This is a genomic window from Pseudomonas sihuiensis, from assembly GCF_900106015.1.
In the GTDB taxonomy this organism is placed as follows: Bacteria; Pseudomonadota; Gammaproteobacteria; order Pseudomonadales; family Pseudomonadaceae; genus Aquipseudomonas; species Aquipseudomonas sihuiensis.
Genome location: NZ_LT629797.1, coordinates 5,082,558 through 5,102,909 on the forward strand (window position 1 = coordinate 5,082,558; position 20,352 = coordinate 5,102,909).

General features: G+C 65.4%; 17 protein-coding genes and 1 pseudogene. 7 read left to right on the forward strand and 11 right to left on the reverse strand.

Features of this window, described 5'->3' with window-relative positions:
• Positions 1-13 precede the first annotated feature (13 nt).
• The gene (locus tag BLT86_RS23715; protein ID WP_017678878.1) at positions 14-2,386 is read right to left on the reverse strand and encodes a heavy metal translocating P-type ATPase; all 2,373 of its coding nucleotides are present in this window, start codon (positions 2,384-2,386) and stop codon (positions 14-16) included.
• 64 nt (positions 2,387-2,450) lie between these two features.
• Positions 2,451-2,843 (reverse strand): hypothetical protein, encoded by a 393-nt coding sequence (locus tag BLT86_RS23720; RefSeq protein ID WP_017678879.1) that lies wholly within the window; start codon positions 2,841-2,843, stop codon positions 2,451-2,453.
• A 113-nt stretch (positions 2,844-2,956) separates the two neighbouring features.
• On the opposite strand from BLT86_RS23720, the gene BLT86_RS23725 reads away from it, so the two are divergent.
• The gene (locus BLT86_RS23725) at positions 2,957-3,154 is read left to right on the forward strand and encodes a heavy-metal-associated domain-containing protein (RefSeq protein ID WP_004424888.1); all 198 of its coding nucleotides are present in this window, start codon (positions 2,957-2,959) and stop codon (positions 3,152-3,154) included.
• A 12-nt stretch (positions 3,155-3,166) separates the two neighbouring features.
• Here the strand turns inward: BLT86_RS23725 and BLT86_RS23730 are convergent, their stop codons facing one another.
• Positions 3,167-3,787 (reverse strand): TetR family transcriptional regulator, encoded by a 621-nt coding sequence (locus BLT86_RS23730; RefSeq protein ID WP_075745545.1) that lies wholly within the window; start codon positions 3,785-3,787, stop codon positions 3,167-3,169.
• Between the two features lie 124 nt (positions 3,788-3,911).
• Between BLT86_RS23730 and BLT86_RS23735 the strand changes: the two genes are divergently transcribed.
• The 3 genes and pseudogenes from BLT86_RS23735 (at position 3,912) to BLT86_RS23745 (ending at position 9,197) form a co-directional block, all read left to right on the forward strand.
• Positions 3,912-5,063 carry an efflux RND transporter periplasmic adaptor subunit gene (locus tag BLT86_RS23735; RefSeq protein ID WP_092380010.1) on the forward strand — a complete coding sequence of 384 codons (1,152 nt, stop codon included), beginning with the start codon at positions 3,912-3,914 and terminating at the stop codon, positions 5,061-5,063.
• A gap of 5 nt (positions 5,064-5,068) precedes the next feature.
• Positions 5,069-7,937 (forward strand): annotated as a pseudogene (locus BLT86_RS23740) (efflux RND transporter permease subunit).
• Between the two features lie 90 nt (positions 7,938-8,027).
• Positions 8,028-9,197, forward strand: coding sequence for a multidrug effflux MFS transporter (locus tag BLT86_RS23745; protein WP_092380012.1), 1,170 nt, complete (start codon positions 8,028-8,030; stop codon positions 9,195-9,197).
• Positions 9,198-9,206: 9 nt separating this feature from the next.
• Here BLT86_RS23745 and ypfJ read toward each other — a convergent pair whose 3' ends face one another.
• Both ypfJ and BLT86_RS23755 read right to left on the reverse strand, forming a co-directional pair.
• Positions 9,207-10,067: a KPN_02809 family neutral zinc metallopeptidase gene (ypfJ, locus tag BLT86_RS23750; protein ID WP_017678885.1), complete on the reverse strand. Its 861-nt coding sequence runs from the start codon at positions 10,065-10,067 to the stop codon at positions 9,207-9,209.
• Between the two features lie 53 nt (positions 10,068-10,120).
• Positions 10,121-10,555, reverse strand: a complete 435-nt coding sequence (locus BLT86_RS23755) for a DUF411 domain-containing protein (RefSeq protein WP_017678886.1) — start codon at positions 10,553-10,555, stop codon at positions 10,121-10,123.
• A 131-nt stretch (positions 10,556-10,686) separates the two neighbouring features.
• On the opposite strand from BLT86_RS23755, the gene BLT86_RS23760 reads away from it, so the two are divergent.
• Positions 10,687-11,070: a DUF4345 family protein gene (locus tag BLT86_RS23760; protein WP_017678887.1), complete on the forward strand. Its 384-nt coding sequence runs from the start codon at positions 10,687-10,689 to the stop codon at positions 11,068-11,070.
• A gap of 48 nt (positions 11,071-11,118) precedes the next feature.
• Here BLT86_RS23760 and trmA read toward each other — a convergent pair whose 3' ends face one another.
• Complete coding sequence (gene trmA / locus BLT86_RS23765; protein WP_092380014.1) at positions 11,119-12,207, reverse strand: tRNA (uridine(54)-C5)-methyltransferase TrmA; 1,089 nt, start codon at positions 12,205-12,207, stop codon at positions 11,119-11,121.
• Between the two features lie 326 nt (positions 12,208-12,533).
• On the reverse strand, positions 12,534-13,826 hold the full coding sequence (locus BLT86_RS23770) for an NCS2 family permease (RefSeq protein WP_045734107.1): 1,293 nt from the start codon (positions 13,824-13,826) through the stop codon (positions 12,534-12,536).
• 199 nt (positions 13,827-14,025) lie between these two features.
• On the opposite strand from BLT86_RS23770, the gene BLT86_RS23775 reads away from it, so the two are divergent.
• Positions 14,026-14,577, forward strand: a complete 552-nt coding sequence (locus BLT86_RS23775; protein WP_017678890.1) for a DJ-1 family glyoxalase III — start codon at positions 14,026-14,028, stop codon at positions 14,575-14,577.
• A gap of 156 nt (positions 14,578-14,733) precedes the next feature.
• Here the strand turns inward: BLT86_RS23775 and ada are convergent, their stop codons facing one another.
• A complete protein-coding gene (gene ada, locus BLT86_RS23780) occupies positions 14,734-15,762 on the reverse strand; it encodes a bifunctional DNA-binding transcriptional regulator/O6-methylguanine-DNA methyltransferase Ada (protein ID WP_026088766.1) in 1,029 nt (342 codons plus the stop codon).
• 171 nt (positions 15,763-15,933) lie between these two features.
• On the opposite strand from ada, the gene BLT86_RS23785 reads away from it, so the two are divergent.
• Positions 15,934-17,106 (forward strand): HD domain-containing phosphohydrolase, encoded by a 1,173-nt coding sequence (locus BLT86_RS23785; protein ID WP_017678892.1) that lies wholly within the window; start codon positions 15,934-15,936, stop codon positions 17,104-17,106.
• A gap of 229 nt (positions 17,107-17,335) precedes the next feature.
• Here BLT86_RS23785 and BLT86_RS23790 read toward each other — a convergent pair whose 3' ends face one another.
• The 3 genes from BLT86_RS23790 to BLT86_RS23800 form a co-directional block, all read right to left on the reverse strand.
• Complete coding sequence (locus BLT86_RS23790) at positions 17,336-18,307, reverse strand: peptide ABC transporter ATP-binding protein (protein WP_017678893.1); 972 nt, start codon at positions 18,305-18,307, stop codon at positions 17,336-17,338.
• Positions 18,307-19,281, reverse strand: a complete 975-nt coding sequence (locus BLT86_RS23795) for an ABC transporter ATP-binding protein (RefSeq protein ID WP_017678894.1) — start codon at positions 19,279-19,281, stop codon at positions 18,307-18,309. Before BLT86_RS23795 ends, BLT86_RS23790 begins: the two co-directional genes overlap by 1 nt.
• 102 nt (positions 19,282-19,383) lie before the next feature.
• Positions 19,384-20,286 (reverse strand): ABC transporter permease subunit, encoded by a 903-nt coding sequence (locus BLT86_RS23800; RefSeq protein WP_004424851.1) that lies wholly within the window; start codon positions 20,284-20,286, stop codon positions 19,384-19,386.
• Between the last annotated feature and the right edge of the window lie 66 nt (positions 20,287-20,352).

Sequence of the window (20,352 nt, forward strand, 5' to 3'; positions counted from 1 at the left end):
AAGAAAATACCGGTTACGATCCCTTCGGTCTCCAGCGATTGAGCAGCAGTGCGTTGCTCACCACGCTGACGCTGGATAGCGCCATGGCGGCGCCGGCGAACATCGGGTTGAGCAGGCCAGCGGCGGCAAGCGGGATGCCGATCAGGTTGTAGATGAAGGCCCAGAACAGGTTCTGGCGGATCTTGGCGTAGGTGCGCCGGCTGATCTCCAGCGCGGCCGGCACCAGACGCGGGTCGCCGCGCATCAGGGTTATGCCGGCCGCGTGCATGGCGGCATCGGTGCCGCCGCCCATGGCGATGCCGACGTCCGCAGCGGCCAGCGCCGGTGCGTCATTGATGCCGTCGCCGACCATGGCGACGGTGCCGTGCTGGCGCAGTTCACCGATCAGTCGCGCCTTGTCCGCCGGCAATACCTGGGCGTGGGGTTCGTCGATGCCCAGAACGCTGGCCACCGCCGCCACGCTGCCCTGGTTGTCGCCGCTGATCAGGTGACTGGTGATGCCTTGTGCACGCAGTTCGGCGATGGCGTCGGTGGCGCCGTCCTTGAGCTGATCACCGAACGCCAGCAGGCCAAGCAGGCGAGGGGCGTTGCCGGTTTCGATCAGCCAGGACAGGGTACGGCCCTCGGCCTCCCAGGTGCGGGCGGATTCGGCCAGCTCCCCCGCCTGTAATTGGTTTTCCTCCAGCAGGCGGCTGCTGCCCAGTTGCAGGCTGCGGCCCTCGACATCGCCAGCGATGCCACGACCGGCCAGCGCGCGGCTGTCGCTCAGCGCCGGCAGCGTGATGTGCTGTTCGGCGCAGCGCTGCAGCACGGCCTTGGCCAGCGGGTGCTCGCTGCCCTGTTGCAGACCGCCAGCCAGGCGCAGCAGTTCGTCCTCGCCGGCTTCGCTCAGGCCGATATGGACGATGCGCGGCTTGCCTTCGGTGAGGGTGCCGGTCTTGTCGAAGGCGATGTGCTGCACGGCGTGCGCCACTTCCAGCGCTTCGGCGTCCTTGATCAGGATGCCATGACGCGCGGCGACTCCAGTGCCGGCCATGATCGCGGTCGGCGTGGCCAGGCCCAGCGCGCAGGGGCAGGCGATCACCAGTACGGCGACGGCGTTGAGCAGGGCGTTTTCCAGTGATGCGCCGAACGCCAGCCAGCCCAGCAGAGTGGTGAGGGCGATCAGTAGCACCGCCGGGACGAATACCTGGCTGACCTTGTCTACCAGCTTCTGGATCGGCGCCTTGGCAGCCTGGGCGTCTTCGACCAGGCGGATGATCCGTGACAGCACGGTTTCGGCGCCAAGGGCCGTGGTTTCCACCAGCAGACGGCCTTCGCCGTTGATGGCGCCGGCCGTGACCTTGTCGCCCGGCTGCTTGGCCACCGGCAGGCTTTCACCGCTGATTAGCGCCTCGTCCGCATGGCTGTGGCCTTCCAGCACCTGGCCGTCGACCGGGAAGCGTTCGCCGGGCTTGACCAGAATCCGGTCACCCAGTGCCAGCGCGTCGATGCCGACACGTTCCTCACGTCCATCGATCAGGCGCACCGCATGATCCGGGCGCAATGCCTGCAAGGCGCGAATGGCACTGGCGGTCTGGCGCTTGGCGCGGCTTTCCAGATATTTGCCGAGCAGGATCAGGCTGATGATCACCGCCGAGGCCTCGAAGTACAGATGCGGCATCTGCCCGGCTGGCGTCACGGCCCACTGGTACAGGCTCAGGCCGTAACCGGCGCTGGTGCCGATGGCCACCAGTTGATCCATGTTGCCGGCACGAGCCTTCAGAGCTTGCCAGGCAGCGCGATAAAAGCGTGCGCCGAAGATGAACTGCACCGGTGTGGCGAGCAGGAATTGCGCCCAGGCCGGCAGCATCCAGTGCAGGCCGAAGGGCTCGACCAGCATCGGCAGCACCAGCGGCAGGGTCAGGGCGATGGCCGCCAGCAAAGTCAGGCGTTCCCGCTGCAAACGGCGTTGCGCCTGATCCGCGGCCGGGCGGTCGTCCAGCAGGCTGGCCTTGTAACCGGCGGCGGCCACCGCCTTCAGCGCCTGTTGCGGGTCGAAACCGGCGAGTACCTGCAGGCGCGCCTTCTCATCGGCGAGATTGACGGCGACCTGGCTGATGCCTGGCAGTTTGCTCAGGGCGCGTTCGATACGACCGACGCAGCTGGCGCAGGTCATGCCTTCGATGCCCAACTCCAGCGGCTGGCTGGGCACTGCATAACCTGCGTCGATGATGGTGGTGATCAGCTGCGGCAGGCTATCGGCAGGTGCTTCGATGCGCGCCTGCTCGCTGGCCAGGTTGACGCTGACACTGCTTACTTGCGGCAGCTTGCGCAGCGCGCGCTCGACACGACCGGCGCAACTGGCGCAGGTCATGCCCTGGATAGGCAGGTCGAAGGTGGTCATGGTTCGGCTCCCTGTAGCTTGATGGCTACAGGATCAACCTTGACCCCATGGCAAGGTCAAGCCTTCAGTTCAGTGTGGGCGCGGCATGCAGTCGCAGGCCATCGCTGCCCATGGCGATGCGATAGCGGCGCACCTCGCCGGCCTGCAGTTCCAGCGACTGACCGGCGAGCTGGTTGATACCGTCCTGACAGGGACCGGTGCCGGTCAGGCCAAGGCGCAGTGAGACGCGGCCTGGCGGCAGGTTGAAGGACACCGATTGGCCCTGATGCAGGCGGGCGGCCATCTGGTCATGCAGATACAGCGCGACCTCGCAGGTGGTGGCCACTTCAAGGCGTTCGCGGGAGACGATCAGCACCGCGTAGCCTTCGCCCTGACTTGTCGAGGGCAGCGGTGCCAGTGGTTCGGCCTGAGCCAGAGGCGCCAGCAGCAGGGCAAGGGCGGAGCAGAGCAGGCGCATGGCAAGGGTCCTCATGCAGAAAACGGCGCGGGTGACATGAAGCAAGGGCTTGACCTTGCCATCGTGGCAAGGTCGAGACTACACCCATCGACCACTGATTCAAGGAGTCAGCAATGCAACAATTCAAGGTTAGCGGAATGTCATGCGGTCATTGCGTACGCGCCATTACCCAGGCGATCCAGGCGCTGGAGCAGACGGCCAGAGTCGAAGTGGATCTGGCTGGGGGGCTGGTACGAGTGGAGGGCAACCTGGATGCTGCGCAGATACAGGCCGCCATTCGCGAAGAGGGCTACCAGGTTGCCCCCGCGTAGAGCTCGGGCCTGCTAAGGCCACTGCCGCAGCAGGCCGCGAAAGCAGCTGTCGATCATCGTCGGGGTATCGGTCTGGGCATCGAACAGGTTGGGGTCTCGCAGCCAGTCACTGAACAGGCCGACGAGTAGCGCGTGCAGCGTGCGCGAGGCCAGGCGCGGGGTGATGCCTGGCTGCAGGTATGGTTGCACAGCCGGCAAGGCGAACTGCTGTTCGCACAGGTCAATGAACTGATTGACGAAGGTCTCGTGACGCTCCTCGGCCTCGCGCAGCTCCTCGGTGAACTCGCAGCGCCGCAGTAGTACGGTGAGGATGCGCCGGCGTTGCTCGTCGAGCACCAGATTGGCCATGGCCTCTATGCACAGATCGCGCAGCAGCTGCAGCGATGACAGGCCATCGACCGCCGCCAGTTGCTGGGCCAGCGGCTCCAGCGGCAGACGTACCTGGTTGAGCATTTCGTGGAACAGGTGGGCCTTGTTCTGGAAGTGCCAATAAACCGCACCGCGCGTAACCCCGGCATGCCGGGCGATCTGCTCGAGGCTGGTATGGGCGACCCCACGCTCGAGGAACAACTGTTCCGCAGCAGCGAGGATGGCGCAGCGGGTTTTCTCCGCATCTTCTTTGGTTCTACGCATGGCGATCCGGTTAATTGGAACTAGGCTCAGATTGTGCCGAGTTTACCGATTTTGCCCCGCCTGCTGGTGGCGGGCTTGGTTGTCCTGCTTCTGCCCCGTGTCTAGCCAAGGAGAGGAATGCCTCATGCCCTTCGTTCGTCTGGTCGGTGTCTGCCTGCCCTTCAGCCTGGTCCTGCTGGCCGCGAGCGTCGAGGCCGCCGATGCGCCACCGTCAGCGGTGACGGTCGAGCAGATCAAGGCCGGCGAACTGCCCATCGTGCTGGAATATCCAGCGCGAACTGCCGGTTACCGCGAGGTGCAGGTTCGCGCCCAGGTCGGCGGCATCCTGCAGGAGCGCACCTATCAGGAGGGTAGTCGGGTACAGAAGGATCAGGTGCTGTTTCGTATTGATCCGCGCCCTTACGAGGCCGCCCTGGCCCGTGCCAAGGGTACCCTGGCACAGGAGCAGGCGCGTTTTCGCCAGACCGATCGCGACCTCAAGCGCATCCGTGAACTGCAGAAGAAGGGCTTTGCCAGCGAGAGTGAGCTGGACAATGCCATCTCCAACTTCGAACAGAGCAAGGCCAATATCGAGGCGGCCCAGGCCGAGGTGCAGTCGCGCCAGATCGACCTCGACTACACCACGGTCAAGGCGCCGATCACCGGCATCACCAGCAAGGAAAGCGTCTCCGAAGGCAGCCTGATCGTCGCCGGTGATCCCAGTGCCAGCCTGCTGACGCAGATCACCCAGCTCGACCCGATCTTCGTCAACTTCGCCTACCCGGACGCCGAGGCCGAGCGCCTGCGCCGCGAATTGTCCGAAGGCAGCCTGGTGCCACCGAGCAGCGGCAAACTCAGCGTGGAAGTGTATTTCGGTGATGGCTCGGCCTATCCGACAGCGGGCGAGGTGGATTTCACCGACAGCCTGATCGACCGTGGTACCGGTACCGTCAGCGCCCGTGGCGTGGTGCCGAACCCCGAGCAGAAACTGCTGCCCGGGCAGTTCGTGCGCGTGCAGGTCAAGGGCCTGACCCGTCCCAACGCCATCACCGTACCGGAGCGCTCCGTGGCTCAGGGGCCGCGTGGCACCTTCGTCTATGTGGTGGACGAGCAGAGTGTCGCGCGCATGCGCCAGGTCACCACGGGCGATACGGCCGGCGGCCGCTGGGTGATTCTGGCCGGCGTCAGCGATGGTGAGCGGGTGATAGTCGACGGTCTGGCCAAGGTACGACCGGACAGCCCGGTGCAGGTCGAGGAGGCGAAGGCAGCCACGCCAGCCAGCCCGGCGCAGGAGTAACGACCATGATCTCGCGCTTTTTCATCGACCGTCCGGTATTCGCCACCGTCATCTCCATCGTCATCGTGCTCGCCGGCCTGGCTGCGATGCGCGCGTTGCCCATTGCCCAGTACCCGGAAATCCTGCCGCCGCAGGTGTCGGTGAGCGCCGCATACCCTGGCGCCAGTTCGCAGGTCATCGCTGAAACCGTGGCGGCGCCGCTGGAACAGGAGATCAATGGCGTCGAGAACATGATCTACCAGCTGTCCAACTCTTCCAGCAGCGGGGCGATGAGTCTGACGGTGTACTTCGCGGTCGGCACCGACCCGGACCAGGCCACCATCAACGTCAACAACAAGGTGCAGGCGGCGCTGGCCAAGTTGCCCGAGGAAGTGCGCCGCCAGGGCGTGAAGGTGGAGAAGAAGTCGTCCGACATTCTTCAGGTGATCACTCTCTATTCGCCGGATGATTCGCGCGACCCGATCTTCATCAGCAACTACGCGCTGATCAACGTCATCGACGAACTCAAGCGCCTCAAGGGCGTGGGTGATGCCAGTCAGTTCGGGTCCAAGGACTATTCCATGCGCATCTGGCTGCGCCCGGACAAGCTGGCGCAGTACAACTTGACACCGACCGATGTGGTCAACGCCATTCGCGAGCAGAATTCGCAGTTCGCCGCCGGCAGCTTCGGCCAGCAGCCGCTGAAGGAGCCGCAGGACTTCACTTATACGGTCACCACGCAAGGACGTTTCACCGACCCGAAGGAGTTCGAGAGCGTCATTCTGCGTACCGACGATGGTGCTGGTGGTGCTGGTGGTGCTGGTGGTGTTCATCTTCCTGCAGAACTGGCGCGCCACGCTGATTCCGGTGCTGGCCATTCCGGTGTCGCTGGTTGGCACCTTTGCCGGCATGTACATGCTGGGTTTCTCCATCAACCTGCTGACCCTGTTCGGCATGGTGCTGGCCATCGGCATCGTGGTGGACGATGCCATCGTGGTGATCGAGAACGTCGAGCGGGTGATGCGCACTCAGGGGCTGAATGCGCGCGAGGCCTCGATCAAGGCGATGGAGGAGGTCACCGGGCCGATCATCGCCATCGTCCTGGTGCTTTGCGCGGTGTTCGTACCGGTGGGTTTTCTTGGCGGCCTGGCGGGGCAGATGTACAAGCAGTTCGCGATCACCATCGCGGTGTCGGTGGTGATTTCCGGCATCGTCGCCCTGACCCTTTCTCCCGCACTCTGTGCGCTGCTGCTCAAGCCCGGCCACAATGAACCGGCGGCGCCGTTTCGCGCCTTCAACCGCTTCTTCGACAAGGCCACAGAGGGCTACGGCGCCGGGGTGCGTTTCTTTCTCAAGCGTTCGCTGGTCGGCCTGCTACTGTTCGGCGGCATGATTGCGCTGATCATGCTGCTGTTCTCACGGGTGCCCGGCTCGCTGGTGCCCGATGAGGATCAGGGCTACGTGATCAACGCCTACTACCTGCCGCCAGCCGCTTCGCTCAATCGCACCGAGGCGCTGAGTGGGGCGGTGAGTCAGCAGCTGATGGAGCATCCGGCAGTCGAAGACGTAGTGACCTTCGCCGGTTTCGACGTGCTTACCTTCGGCGTGCGCAGCAACGCCGGGGTGTCTTTCGTGCCGCTCAAGGACTGGAGCGAGCGCACCACGCCCGAGCTCGATGCGCGCAATCTGACGCGCGAGTTCATGGGCATGGGCGCTGCGCAGAAGGATGGCCTGGTGTTGTCGTTCAACCCGCCGCCGATCACCGGCATGAGCACCACCGGTGGCTTCGAATCCTTCATTCAGGATCGTTCCGGTGGCAGCGTCGAGCAGCTCGGCGAGAAGGTCCAGGCCTTCGTCGAGGCCGCCAGCAAACGGCCGGAGCTGGCCGGCATTCAGAGCACCTTCAGCGCCAACGTACCGCAGTACTACATTGATCTGGACCGGACCAAGACGCGGGCACTGGGCGTCAGCGTCAGTGACGTGTTCACCGCGATGCAGGCGACCTTCGGCAGTTACTACGTCAACGACTTCACCCTCTACGGGCGCACCTGGCAGGTCAGCCTGCAGTCGGAATCGGAGTTCCGCCGCAAGCCGGAAGATCTTGGCCAGGTCTACGTACGCTCCAGCAGTGGTGATCTGGTGCCGCTATCGACCCTGTTGCGTGTGCGGCGCATCCTCGGGCCGGACTCCTATGACCGTTTCAACGTCTATCCCTCGGCCAAGGTCCTCGGTGGCCCGGCGCCGGGCTACAGCTCCGGGCAGGCACTGGCGGCGATGCAGGAAGTGGCCGATGAGGTGCTGGGCGAGGACTACAGCCTGGGCTGGATCGGCTCGGCCTACCAGGAACTGGCGACTCAGGGGTCGGGCACCCAGGCCTTCGTCTTCGGCCTGATTCTGGTCTTCCTGATTCTTGCCGCGCAGTACGAGCGCTGGACGCTGCCACTGGCGGTGGTCACCGCCGTGCCGTTTGCGGTGTTCGGGGCGATACTCGCGGTGTGGCTGCGCGGCATTCAGAACGACGTGTACTTCCAGGTCGGCCTGGTCACCCTGATCGGCCTGGCGGCGAAGAATGCCATCCTCATCGTCGAGTTCGCCGTGCTGCTGCGCGCCGAGGGCAAGGGCATCTTCGACTCGGCGCTGGAGGCGGCCAAGCTGCGTTTTCGCCCCATCGTGATGACTTCGCTGGCGTTCATTCTCGGTTGCGTGCCGCTGGCCATCAGCTCCGGTGCGGGCTCGGCCAGTCGCCACTCCATCGGCACCGGGGTGATCGGCGGCATGCTCGCGGCCACGCTGTTGGCCACTTTCCTCATCCCGATGTTCTACCTGCTGGTGGAATCGGCGGCGCAGCGGGTGAGCCAGCGCGGCAAGGCCAGGGAAGAACAGCCGCCGCATTGATAAGCGCGAACCGTCGTTCGGCGATCCGCGCTTTCATCTGCGCCCTGGTCGGTGAGATGATTAGCCGGCTAACAATTTTCCGGAATGTTCATGAATCTGCGAACCCTGCTGATCCTGGGCGCGCTGTGCGCCTTTGGCCCTTTGGCCATCGATTTCTACCTGCCAAGTTTCCCCACGCTGGCCCAGCAGTTCGGCACCGACGTCGAACATGTTCAACTGTCGCTGGCGGCCTATTTCGTCGGCATCGCCATTGGCCAGCTGTTCTACGGGCCGTTGGCGGATCGTTTCGGTCGCCGCGTGCCACTGCTGGTCGGGGTAGCATTGTTCACCGTGGCATCGCTGGCTTGTGCCCTGGCACCGAACCTGGAATGGCTGGTGACGGCACGCTTCGTCCAGGCCCTCGGCGGCTGCGCCGGGATGGTGATCACCCGTGCGGTGGTGCGCGACCTGTGCGATCCACTGGCTTCGGCCAAGGTGTTCTCGCAACTGGTGCTGGTGATGGGCCTGGCGCCGATTCTCGCGCCCCTGGGGGGCGGGCTGCTGCTGGGCACCCTGGGCTGGCCTTGGATCTTCCATAGCCTGGCGATTTTCTCCGGCCTGTGCCTGCTGGCCGTGCTGTTGTGGTTGCCGGAGACCCGTCCGCAGCATCTGCAGCCGGCGCCGCTGAGCGGCGCCTTCGGCCAGTACCGCGCGTTGTTGGGCAATGCACCGTTCATGGGCTACAGCCTGGCCGGCGGTGTGGCGATGGCCGGCATGTTCGCCTACATCGCCGGTTCGCCCTTCGTGTTCATCGAGTTGTACGGCGTGCCGGCCGAGCACTATGGCTGGCTGTTCGGCAGCAACGCGGCAGGCTTCGTGATCATGGCGCAGGTCAATGCGCGTCTGGTGCTGCGCGGCGGCCCGGCGCTGTGGCTGCGGCGCATGGTGCTGGTATACCTGGCCAGCGGCCTGTGCCTGCTGGCGTTGGCGCTGTGGCAACCGGCGCAGCTGTGGCCGCTGCTGATTCCGTTGTTCATCTGCGTCGCCAGCCTCGGTTGCGTGCTGCCCAATGCCACGGCTTGCGCCATGGCCGGGCAGGGCCGGCATGCCGGCAGCGCTTCCGGGCTGCTGGGTAGCATGCAGTTCAGCGTGGCGGCCAGCGCTTCGGCGCTGGTGGCCTTCCTGCACGATGGTTCGGCCATGCCCATGGCGCTGGTGATCGCCCTGTGCGGCGCTGCTGCCTGCGGCTTTGCCTGGTGGAGCAAGCGCTTCGTGGTGTGAGCCGGCGGGTTACAGTCGCGCGACCTTGAAGGTGTCGCAACGCCCCGGCTGACCACTCTCGAAGCCGGTACTGAACCAGCGTACGCGCTGCTGCGAGGTGCCATGGGTGAAGGCGTCCGGCACCACCTGACCGCGCGACTGCTTCTGCAGGCGGTCATCACCGATGGCGCTGGCGGCGTTGAGGGCTTCTTCCAGGTCGCCGGCCTCCAGCCAGTCATGCCGGCGTTGCGCGTGATGGGCCCAGACCCCGGCCAGGCAGTCGGCCTGCAGTTCCTGGCGTACCAGCAGGCCGCCGTCGCCCTCGACGCGTTCACCGCGCTGGCGCGCCGCGTTGACCTTGGCCGATACGCCCAACAGGGTCTGTACGTGATGGCCGACTTCATGGGCGATCACATAGGCCTGGGCGAAGTCGCCGGCAGCGGAGAAGCGTTGCTCCATCTCGCGGAAAAACGCCATGTCCAGATACACGCGCTGATCACCGGGGCAGTAGAAGGGGCCAACTGCCGAGCTGGCGAAACCGCAGGCGGAATTGACGCCGCCAGAGAACAGCACCAGTTGCGGATCGCGATACTGCTGGCCAGCCTGCTGGAACAGCTCGCGCCAGGTGTCTTCGGTATCGCCGAGGATGGCGCGGACGAACTCGCTCTGTTCGTCGTTCGCCGCTGGCGCGCTCTGCGTCTGGGTAACCTGCGGCTGGGTGGCCTGGCCGGCGATCTGACCGAGAATCTGCAGCGGGTCCTGGCCCATCAGCAGGCCGACGATGACGATCACCGCCACCCCGCCGAGGCTCAGGCCGCCGCCGAGGCGCCTGCCGGAACGGCCGCGCGCATCCACCACGTTGTCACTACGTCTACCGCGTTGCCAGCGCATGGCGGCACTCCCTGGTTGCTGATCGCTGCAGTGTAGCTGCGCCCGTGCCCGACTCAGTTGGCCGGGTAGTCACTGAGCAACTGATCCTTGCGCTCGCGATCCAGGCCGATGACCTGATAGGCATCGACACGGTCGCCATACTCCATACCAGGCGAGCCCACGGGCATGCCGGGTACGGCAGCGCCGATCAGGTCCACGCGCTCACGCAGTTTGAGAATGTCGGCGGCCGGTACATGGCCCTCGACGAACTTGCCGTCGATCACGCCGGTGTGACAGGAAGCCAGGCGCGGCGGCACGCCGAGTCGCTGCTTGACCGCACTCATGTCGGCCTCGACATGGTCGTTGACGGTGAAGCCGTTGTCCTGCAGATGGTCGATCCAGGCCTTGCAGCAACCGCAGTTGGCATCGCGATGTACATCGATGGTCAGTGGCTCGCTGGCGTGGGCCAGGCTGGTGAAGAGGCAGAGGGCGAGCAGGGAACGACGCATGACTGGACTCCGGATGAACGAGAGCGCCCAGCATAGCGCCGCGGCGGACGCTGCCCAAGCCATTGCGGCTATGCGTCGCGACCAGTGGCGGCCTATGCTGGCTGCAGCCACTCATTGTCTGGAACCCGCCCATGCTGTTCGCCCGAATCGTCCTGTCGATCCAGATCGCTGCCCTGCTCGTGTTGGGGCTGGCCTATTTCATCCGCCCCGAAGAAATGACCAGCCTCAGCGGCGCGTTGCTGATGGGTAATGCGGCGGTGACCGAAGTGCGCGCCTATTACGGCGGCCTGCAACTGGGCCTGGCGGCTTATCTGGCGATGGCGCTGCTGCGTATGGATTTGCTGCGCCCGGCGCTACTTTTGCTGGTGCTGCTGTACAGCTCGCTGGCGTTGGCACGTATTGCCGGGCTGTGGCTGGACGGCGGCGCACAGCAGACCTTCAACCTCTACGCGCTGCTGCTCGAAGTGGTGTCGGCCGGGCTGGCCTGGTGGGCGTTGCGCGGCCTGTCACGCTGAGCCGTTCAGCAGGCAAACCCGGATTGCATCCGGGCTACGAGGGGCGGTTCAGCGCCGCTCCAGCAACACACCCGCTTCCATATGGTGGGTGTAGGGGAACTGGTCGAACAGGGCGCTGCGCGTCACCTTGTGGGTGTCGTTCAGCTGGGCGATGTTGGCGGCCAGGGTCTCCGGGTTGCAGGAGATATAGAGGATGCGCTCGAAACGGCGAGTCAGCTCGCACGTGTCCGGGTCCATGCCGGCGCGCGGTGGGTCGACGAAGACGCTGCCGAACTCATAGCTCTTCAGGTCGACACCGGCCAGGCGGCGGAACGGGCGCACCTCATTCAGCGCCTGGGTCAGCTCTTCGGCGGACAGGCGCACCAGCTCGACGTTGTCCACACCGTTGTCAGCCAGGTTGGCCAGGGCGGCGTTCACTGAGGTCTTGCTGATTTCGGTGGCCAGCACGCGGCGCACGCGGGTGGCCAGCGGCAGGGTGAAGTTGCCATTGCCGCAGTACAGTTCCAGCAGGTCGTCGTCGCGCTCGCCGAGTACGTCATAGGCCCAACCCAGCATCTTCTCGCAGACCCGGCCGTTGGGCTGAGTGAAGGCGCCTTCCGGCTGGCGATAGCGAAAGCTGCGTCCGGCCACGTTCAGTTCTTCTTCCACGTAATCGCGGCCGATCACCAGACGCTGGCCACGGGAGCGGCCGACCAGGCTGACGTTCAGCTCGGCCGCCAGCTTTTCCGCCTCCGCCTGCCAGGCCTCGTCCAGCGGGCGGTGGTAGGCCAGGGTGATCAGGGCATCGCCGGCCAGGGTGGTGAGAAATTCCACCTGGAACAGCTTGAACGACAGCGCTTCGCTGGCCTGCCAGGCGGCACGCAGACGTGGCATCAGCTCGTTGATGCGCAGGCTGGCGATGGGGAAGTCGTCGAGCAGGATCGGCGTGTGTTTGTCGCCCGGCGCGAACATCGCGTAGTGGCGCTGGCCGTCTTCACGCCACAGGCGGAACTCGGCGCGCATGCGGTAGTGCTCGCGAGGCGAGTCGAACACCACAGGCTCCGGCGCGGCGAAGGGTGCCAGCAGTTCGACCAGGCGGGCCCTCTTCTCGGCGAGTTGGGCGTCGTAGGTGGCGGGGTCGAATGCGGGGCGGCTCATCGGTCACTCATGGGGCAGGAAAACGGGGCGCCATTGTAGCGATTCCGTTGCTGGCGTGCCGTTGTCGTCGATCATTGGTGGCGCTGGACGCAGAGCGTCCCGGGGAGACGTTCCCACGCGGAGCGTGGGAACGATCATGATGAGCGCCGACGGTGGGCTGAAGCGGAACGCCGCCCGGCCCACCCTGCGCAGAGTATCCAGGGCGCGGCGTAGGACGTACTTGCGAAGCAGCCGCGTAGGGTGGGCTTCAGCCCACCGATAACACTTCAGAACAGAGCCAGCACGGCGTAGGGCGTACTCGCGAAGCAGTACGCCGTCAGGGTTGATCAGGCGAAGTAGGCCAGCTTGACCACGAACAGGGCCGAGAGCACCCACATCGCCGGGTTCAGTTCGCGCCAGCGCCCGGCCAGTACCTTGACCGCGGTCCAGGCGATGAAGCCGAACGCGATGCCGTTGGCGATGGAGAAGGTCAGCGGCATGGCCAGGGCGGCGACCACCACCGGGGCGGCGACGGTCAGGTCGTCCCAGTCGATCTGCGCCAGGCTGCTCATCATCAGCACGGCGACGAACAGCAGCGCAGGCGCGGTGGCATAGGCCGGCACGGCGCCAGCCAGTGGCGCGAAGAACAGGGCCAGGAGGAACAGCGCGGCGACCACGCAGGCAGTCAGGCCGGTACGCCCGCCGGCACTGATGCCGGCAGCCGATTCGATGTAGCTGGTGGTGGTGCTGGTGCCCAGCGCGGCGCCGGCCATGGTCGCGGTGCTGTCGGCCATCAACGCGCGGCCCAGGCGCGGCATCTTGCCGTCCTTGTCCAGCAGGTCGGCCTTTTGTGCCACGCCGACCAGGGTGCCGGAGGTGTCGAACAGGTCGACGAAGAGGAAGGCGAAAATCACGCTGATCAGGCCGATATCCAGCGCGCCGGCAATGTCCAGCTGCAGCAGGGTCGGCATCAGCGACGGTGGCATCGACACCACGCCCTGCAGCTCGGACAGGCCGAGCACGATGGACAGGCCGGTGACCAGCAGAATGCCGATCATCACCGCGCCGGTGACCTTGCGATAGGCCAGCGCGGCGATGACGAAGAAGCCCAGGCAGGCCAGCAATGCGCCGCCCTTGCTCATGTCGCCGAGGCCGACCAGGGTGGCCGGGTGATCGACCACGATGCCGGCGTTCTTCAGTGCGATGATCGCCAGGAACAGGCCGATGCCGGCGGCGATACCGGCGCGTAGCGCCAGGGGGATGCTGTTGATGATCCACTCGCGGATCTTGAAGATCGACAGCAGGAAGAAGATCGCGCCGGAGAGGAACACTGCGCCCAGAGCGGTCTGCCAGCTGTAGCCCATGGTCATCACCACGGTGTAGGTGAAGAAGGCGTTGAGGCCCATGCCTGGCGCCAGGGCGATCGGGTAGTTGGCCAGCAGGCCCATGATCAGCGAGCCGATGGCGCCAGCCAGGCAGGTGGCGACGAACACCGCGCCGTGGTCCATGCCGGTCTTGGCGAGCATTTCCGGGTTGACGAAGAGGATGTAGGCCATGGTCAGGAAGGTGGTGATCCCGGCCAGTACCTCGGTGCGCACCGTGGTGTTATGGGCTTTGAGTTGGAACAGTCTTTCCAGCATGGTGGCTCCCCGAGGCGCGAGCGCGCCGAAATTGATCTGCACAAAGCAAAGCACATCCGTCCATGCAGGCCGGAAAATTGCTCGATCTGGCAAAAGCCGCGCATCATACCAGCAAGGTTTTGCCGGGTGAATTTACGGTCTGTCGTGTCTTTTTATGACCAGGTGGACAGTTTCATTTTCTGTCTGAAGGAGTGGTGAGATGAGCAAGCGAGCACTGATTGCAGTCGCCGATGGTGTCGAAGATCTCGAATGCGTGACGCTGATCGACGTGCTGCGCCGCGCCGATATCGAGGTACTGGTAGCGAGTATCGAAGAGCGCAGGATGATCACCTGCGCCCGCGGTACGCGTCTGACTGCAGACGCCATGCTGGTGGACGTGCTGGCGCAGGACTTCGACCTGATCGTCCTGCCCGGAGGCATGCCGGGTGCACAGCATCTGGCTGACTTCGAACCGCTGGCCGAGCGCGTACGCAAGCAGGCCAAGGCGGGCGAGCTGTTCGCCGCGATCTGCGCTGCGCCCGCGTTGGCCTTGCAAAGCTACGGGGTGCTCAGGCAGCGGCGCATGACCTGCTATCCGGCGTTCAGTGATCGACTGAGCGGTTGCACCTTCGTCGATGAGGCTGTGGTGGTAGATGGCAACTGCATTACCAGTCAGGGCCCGGGAACGGCGTTGGCGTTTGCCCTGACCCTGGTGGAGCAGTTGGTCGGGCGCGGCACGCGCACCGAGGTGGCCAAGGCGATGCTGGTGTAGAGGGCGCGGCCTGACTCTGTAGCCCGGATGAAATCCGGGGCGCTGGCCATAATTTTCCCCGGATTGCATCCGGGCTACGCAAAGCGCCGGCCAAGACTCGTGGGCTAAAGCGGATCGCCGCCCGACCCACCCCACGAGCTGAAGCGCCCGCACGGGCTACGTCTCCCGGCTTTCCTGCTCCAGCAACCGCCGTTTGCGCTGCAGTCCCCAGCGGTAGCCGCTGAGGCTACCATCGCTGGCCACCACCCGATGACAGGGCAGCAGCAGGCCGATGGCATTGTTGGCGCAGGCACGGGCAATCGCCCTTGGGTGACTGTGCAGTTGTCCGGCCAGATAGGCGTAGCTGCGGGTCTCGCCGCTGGGAATGTTCTGCAGCGCCTGCCAGACCCGTTGCTGAAAGGCCGTGCCGCGAATGTCCAGGGGCAGATGGGCGGCTCGCTCGGGTTCTTCGAGTTGCTCCAGCACCTGCTGCAGCCAGCTGCGCAGACCCTGTTCATCTTCTTCGAGCTGGGCGGCGGCGAAGCGCTGTTGCAGCTCGCTACGTAGTGCTGCCGGCTCATCGCCAAACAGCAGAGCGCAAACGCCCTTGTCGCTGGTGGCCAGCAGCACCTGGCCGAGCGGGCAGGGGGCGATGCTGTAACGCAGGCGCTCGCCGGCGCCACGTTGACGGCGCTGAGCGGGGCTCATGGCCTGGGGCTTTTCATACAGCGCGCGGGTGCCGGAATAGCCAGCAGCCAGGGCGGCCTCGAGCACGTTGTCTGCCTCTGGCAATTGAGCATCCAGGCGTTGGCGGCGCTGCGCAGCGGCCCAGGCATTGGGCGTCATCCCGGTGCGCGCCTTGAACGCCCGGGCCAGATGCGATGGCGACAGGCCGATGCGTGCCGCCAGCTGTGGCAGCGTCAGGCGTTGCTCGCCACTTAGAAGTGCACAGGCGGCCGCGACCAGCGCGTCGAGTTGCTGCGCTGGGCTTTGCCCCTGCGGTGAGCAGCGCTTGCACGGGCGAAAGCCGGCAGCCTCGGCACTGGCTGCATCGGCATGGAAGCTGACGTTGTCGCGCCGTGGCCGCCGCGCAGGGCAGTTCGGCCGGCAGTAAATGCCGGTGCTGCGTACGGTGAAAACGAAGCGCCCGTCGAACGCCTCATCACGTTCGCAGACGGCCTGCCAACAGCGTTCCTGGTCAAGCATGGAGCAGCCCTTCTGCTGACGATCTTGCTGACGATTGTCGACTGCGTTCACCGCTCTGCCAATCCGCATTGCACTTTCAAAGCCCTGTCGAGGTCATTTGTACGACGGCCTGAGCGCAAATGCGGCCCAGCGCCTTTAATGATGGATAGGCAAGTGCCAACGGAGATCGCCATGCGCGGGATGCTCGATAGGCCGGAGCAGGAACTGATTCTGGTTGTGGAGGATGCAGTCGACGCGCGCCAGCGCCTCGGCGCGCTGTTGGCCGACCGCTACCAGGTAAGGCTGGTTGGCAGCGAGGAGGCGCTGCACGCTGCCAGGTCGCGACCGCAGCCAGACCTGATTCTGCTGGGCTGGCAGGACGACTACGCGCTCTGTCGCGGGCTCAGGACCGATCCGCAGACCCGCCATATCCCGCTGATCCTGGTCACCGGCCGCAGCGATGCCGCCGACGAGCAGTTGGGCTTCGACCTCGGCGCTGCCGACTACATCACCAAACCGGTCAGTGCGCCCATCGTGCTCGCGCGTGTTCGAGCGCAGCTGCAGCTCAAGGCGGCCACCGATTACCTGCGTGACAAGAGCGAGTATCTGGAACTCGAGGTCAAGCGCCGTACGCGCGATATCCAGAATCTGCAGGATGTCACCATCGAGGCCATGGCCAGCGTTGCCGTCATGCGTGACAACCCGAGCAGTCGTCGCCTGGAGCGTATCGAACGCTACATGACCTGTCTGACCGCTGCGTTAGCGCGGCAGCAGCCGGCCTTGTCGGAGTCTCTGAACGAGGAGCGCATCGCCCAGTTGGGCAAGTCGGCCATGCTGCATGTGATCGACCGACTGACCCTGCCGGATCGCGTGCTGCTCAACCATGGCGAGCCGGATGAAAATGACCTGCGCCTGCTGAGCGAGGGGGTGATCGCCGGCCGGGATGCATTGGAGCGAGCCGAGCGCAAGCTGGGCAGCGTCACCAACTTTCTCTCCGATGCCAAGGATATCGTCTACGGCCAGCATGAGCGCTGGGACGGCAAAGGCTATCCACAGGGGCTGCTCGGCGAGCAGATTCCGCTTTCGGCGCGGCTGATGGCGCTGGTGGGGCACTTCGAAGAGCTGAGCTGCCGGCATCCCTACCTGCCGCCCATCAGCCCGGCGCAGGCGGTGGCGCAGATCAGCGCGGCCAGCGGTACACGCTTCGACCCCATGGTGGTGCTAGCCTTCGTCGAAGCCACGACGGAGTTCCTGCATATCGCCGAAACCCTGGCCGACGACGCCGCCGCGGTCGGCGTGGAGTTGCAGCGGCTGGAGGACTCGCTGGCCGAAAGCATCGAGTTGACGCTGCCGCCGACCTCCTGACGCACCGCTGCACCACGTCTGCCGTGCACGACCGATTCGACCCACGGCACCCTAGTGTCGCGACACGGATGATCTGTCGCTGCCTTGAACCGTGGGAGGGGCTTCAGCCGCGACGCTTTTGGCGCATTCAAAGTCGCTCGCGGCTAAAGCCCCTCCCACGAAAGCCGGACGCTGAACCGATACTCCATGGTTGACGAGACACTAGCGACCTGCGTGGCCCTTGCAGGGGTCAATCGATGATCCGCTCCACATGATGACAGGCCACCTGCCGCGCATCGATCAGGCGCAGCTCAGGGCGTTCGCCGCGGCAGCGTTCGTCGGCATGCGGGCAGCGCTTGTGGAAGGCGCAGCCGGATGGCGGGTTCAGCGGATTGGGCAACTCGCCGCTGATCTTCATCCGAGGCTTGTCCGGATCGGGATGAATCGCCGGCGTCGCCGACAGCAGGGCACGGGTGTAGGGGTGCAGCGGGCGGGCGTAGAGCGCCTCGGCCGCGCCCATCTCCACCGGGCGGCCGAGGTACATCACCAGCACGTCGTCGGCGACATGACGCACCACGGCGAGGTTGTGCGAGATGAACACGTAGCCGGTCTGGTACTGCTCCTGCAGGTCCATGAACAGGTTGAGCACCTGCGCCTGGATCGACACGTCCAGCGCCGAGGTCGGTTCGTCCGCCACCAGCACCTTGGGCTGCAGCATCATGGCGCGGGCCAGGGCGATGCGCTGGCGCTGACCGCCGGAGAACATGTGCGGGTAGCGCTGGTAGTGCTCGGGGCGCAGCCCCACCTGCTGCATCATCGCCTGCACCTTCTCACGGCGTTCGGCACGCGACAGGTTGGTGTTGATCAGCAGCGGTTCGGCCAGTTGGTCACCGATCTTCTGCCTCGGGTTGAGCGAGGCGTAGGGGTTCTGGAACACCATCTGCACGTCGCGGCGCAGTTGTTTGCGCTCGGCATGGCTGGCGCCGGCCACTTCCCGTCCGGCGATCTGCAGGCTACCGGCGCTGGGCTCTTCGATCAGGGTCAGGGCGCGGGCCAGGGTGGACTTGCCGCAGCCGGACTCGCCAACCACCGCCAGGGTCCTGCCTGACTCCAGCGTGAACGACACGCCGTTGAGCGCCTGCACCAAGGCTGCCGGTTTGAACAGGCCGCGCGAGACGCTGTAGTGGCGGGTCAGCTCACGGGCTTGAAGTACGGTGCTCATCAGGCCACCTCCGCCGCGGGTACAAGAGGAAAGAAGCAGCGCGCGGCGCCTCGCTCGTGTGCGTCCAGGGTTGGGCGCTCGTCGCGGCAACGCGGCTGCACGTACGGGCAGCGTGGCGACAGCAGGCAGCCCTGTGGGCGGTCATAACGGCCGGGCACGATACCGGGCAGGGTCGCCAGGCGGTGGGCGCCGGCGCTGTGTTCGGGGATCGCCTTGAGCAAGGCTTCGGTATAGGGATGACTGGGGGCGTCGAACAGAGCCGGCACCTGGCCCAGCTCCACCGCTTGCCCGGCGTACATCACGCAGACGCGCTGAGCGGTTTCAGCCACCACGGCCAGGTCGTGGGTGATCAGCACCAGGGCCATGCCCTGGTCGCGCTGCAGATCCAGCAGCAGCTCCATGATCTGCGCCTGGATGGTCACGTCCAGCGCGGTGGTGGGTTCGTCGGCGATCAGCAGCTTGGGCTCGGCGGCAATCGCCATGGCGATTGCCACGCGCTGGCTCATGCCACCGGAGAGCTGATGCGGGTAGGCATCGAGGCGACTGGCGGCGCCGGGTATCTCGACCCTTTCGAGCAGCTCCAGGGCGCGAGCGCGCGCCGCTTTGCCTTTCAGGCCGAGGTGCTGATGCAACACTTCCTCGATCTGGAAGCCTACGGTGTAGCTGGGGTTGAGCGCGGTCATCGGGTCCTGGAAGACCATGGACAGGTCCTTGCCGACGATACGCCGACGCTGCCGACCTTTCAGACGCAGCATGTCGGTGCTGTCGAACTGCATGCAATCGGCCTGGACGATGCCGGGTGCGTCGATCAGGCCCATCAGCGCCATCATGGTCACCGACTTGCCAGAGCCGGACTCGCCGACGATGGCCAGCACTTCACCTTTTTCCACACTCAGATCGAGCCCGTCGACCACCGGCACGGCGTCGGCCGCGCCGAAACGTACGGAGAGGTTGCGGATATCCAGCAGACTCATCGGGTGCCCTCCGTGCGTAGGATGGACGATGCTTCTCCCGTCCACGCTGCGCAGCTGTGGTGCGCCATGCGCACCGAGATCATCTTGTGCATATGGGCCTCCTCAGATGGCGTTCTTCAGTTTCGGATCGAGGGCATCGCGCAGGCCGTCACCCATCAGGTTGATCGCCAGCACGCTGAGCAGAATCGCCAGGCCAGGCAGGGTCACCACCCACCAAGCGCGTTCGATGTAGTCGCGCGCCGAGGCCAGCATGGTGCCCCACTCGGGTGTCGGCGGTTGTACGCCGAGGCCGAGAAAGCCTAGCGCGGCGGCGTCGAGAATCGCCGAGGAAAAGCTCAGGGTGGCCTGCACGATCAGCGGCGCCATGCAGTTGGGCAGCACGGTGAAGAACATCAGCCGGGGCAGGCTGGCGCCGGCCAGTTGCGCAGCGGTGACGTAGTCGCGGTTCAGCTCGCCCATCACGGCCGCGCGGGTCAGGCGTACGTAGGAGGGCAGCGAGACGATGGCGATGGCGAAAATGGTGTTGATCAGCCCTGGGCCGAGGATGGCGACGATGGCCACCGCCAGCAGCAGCGATGGCAGCGCCAGCATGATGTCCATCAGGCGCATGATGCCGGGGCCGAGCAGACGCGGGAAAAAACCGGCAACCAGGCCCAGCAGGATGCCGGGAATCAGCGACAGCACCACCGAAGCCAGGCCGATCAGCAGCGACAGGCGTGCACCGTGGATCAGGCGCGAGAGCAGGTCGCGGCCCAGCTCGTCGGTGCCGAGCAGGAAGCGCCACTGACCACCATCCAGCCAGACCGGCGGGGTGAGCAGGAAATCGCGATACTGCTCGCTGGGATGATGCGGCGCGACCCAGGGGGCGAACAGCGCGCAGAACACCATCAGCAGCATGAAGCCGAGGCCACAGACGGCGCCCTTGTTGTGGCTGAAGGCCTGCCAGAATTCTTTCAGCGGCGAGGGGTAGAGCAGGCTCTGGTCGAGGCTGGTGGCTGCAGTCATGGGCATACCCCCTGGGTAGGGTGCGCTGTGCGCACCGATGGTTGGTCGCCGCTATTGGGGCGCACG

Coding starts and splice junctions, on each gene's coding strand:
- BLT86_RS23785 (WP_017678892.1), top strand. CDS start 15,934: ATGCGCGGGATGCTCGATAGGCCGGAGCAGGAACTGATTCTGGTTGTG.
- ada (WP_026088766.1), bottom strand. CDS start 15,762: ATGCTTGACCAGGAACGCTGTTGGCAGGCCGTCTGCGAACGTGATGAG.
- BLT86_RS23770 (WP_045734107.1), bottom strand. CDS start 13,826: ATGCTGGAAAGACTGTTCCAACTCAAAGCCCATAACACCACGGTGCGC.
- BLT86_RS23730 (WP_075745545.1), bottom strand. CDS start 3,787: ATGCGTAGAACCAAAGAAGATGCGGAGAAAACCCGCTGCGCCATCCTC.
- BLT86_RS23720 (WP_017678879.1), bottom strand. CDS start 2,843: ATGCGCCTGCTCTGCTCCGCCCTTGCCCTGCTGCTGGCGCCTCTGGCT.
- BLT86_RS23725 (WP_004424888.1), top strand. CDS start 2,957: ATGCAACAATTCAAGGTTAGCGGAATGTCATGCGGTCATTGCGTACGC.
- BLT86_RS23760 (WP_017678887.1), top strand. CDS start 10,687: ATGCTGTTCGCCCGAATCGTCCTGTCGATCCAGATCGCTGCCCTGCTC.
- BLT86_RS23775 (WP_017678890.1), top strand. CDS start 14,026: ATGAGCAAGCGAGCACTGATTGCAGTCGCCGATGGTGTCGAAGATCTC.
- trmA (WP_092380014.1), bottom strand. CDS start 12,207: ATGAGCCGCCCCGCATTCGACCCCGCCACCTACGACGCCCAACTCGCC.
- BLT86_RS23735 (WP_092380010.1), top strand. CDS start 3,912: ATGCCCTTCGTTCGTCTGGTCGGTGTCTGCCTGCCCTTCAGCCTGGTC.
- BLT86_RS23800 (WP_004424851.1), bottom strand. CDS start 20,286: ATGACTGCAGCCACCAGCCTCGACCAGAGCCTGCTCTACCCCTCGCCG.
- BLT86_RS23790 (WP_017678893.1), bottom strand. CDS start 18,307: ATGAGCACCGTACTTCAAGCCCGTGAGCTGACCCGCCACTACAGCGTC.
- BLT86_RS23715 (WP_017678878.1), bottom strand. CDS start 2,386: ATGACCACCTTCGACCTGCCTATCCAGGGCATGACCTGCGCCAGTTGC.
- BLT86_RS23795 (WP_017678894.1), bottom strand. CDS start 19,281: ATGAGTCTGCTGGATATCCGCAACCTCTCCGTACGTTTCGGCGCGGCC.
- ypfJ (WP_017678885.1), bottom strand. CDS start 10,067: ATGCGCTGGCAACGCGGTAGACGTAGTGACAACGTGGTGGATGCGCGC.
- BLT86_RS23745 (WP_092380012.1), top strand. CDS start 8,028: ATGAATCTGCGAACCCTGCTGATCCTGGGCGCGCTGTGCGCCTTTGGC.
- BLT86_RS23755 (WP_017678886.1), bottom strand. CDS start 10,555: ATGCGTCGTTCCCTGCTCGCCCTCTGCCTCTTCACCAGCCTGGCCCAC.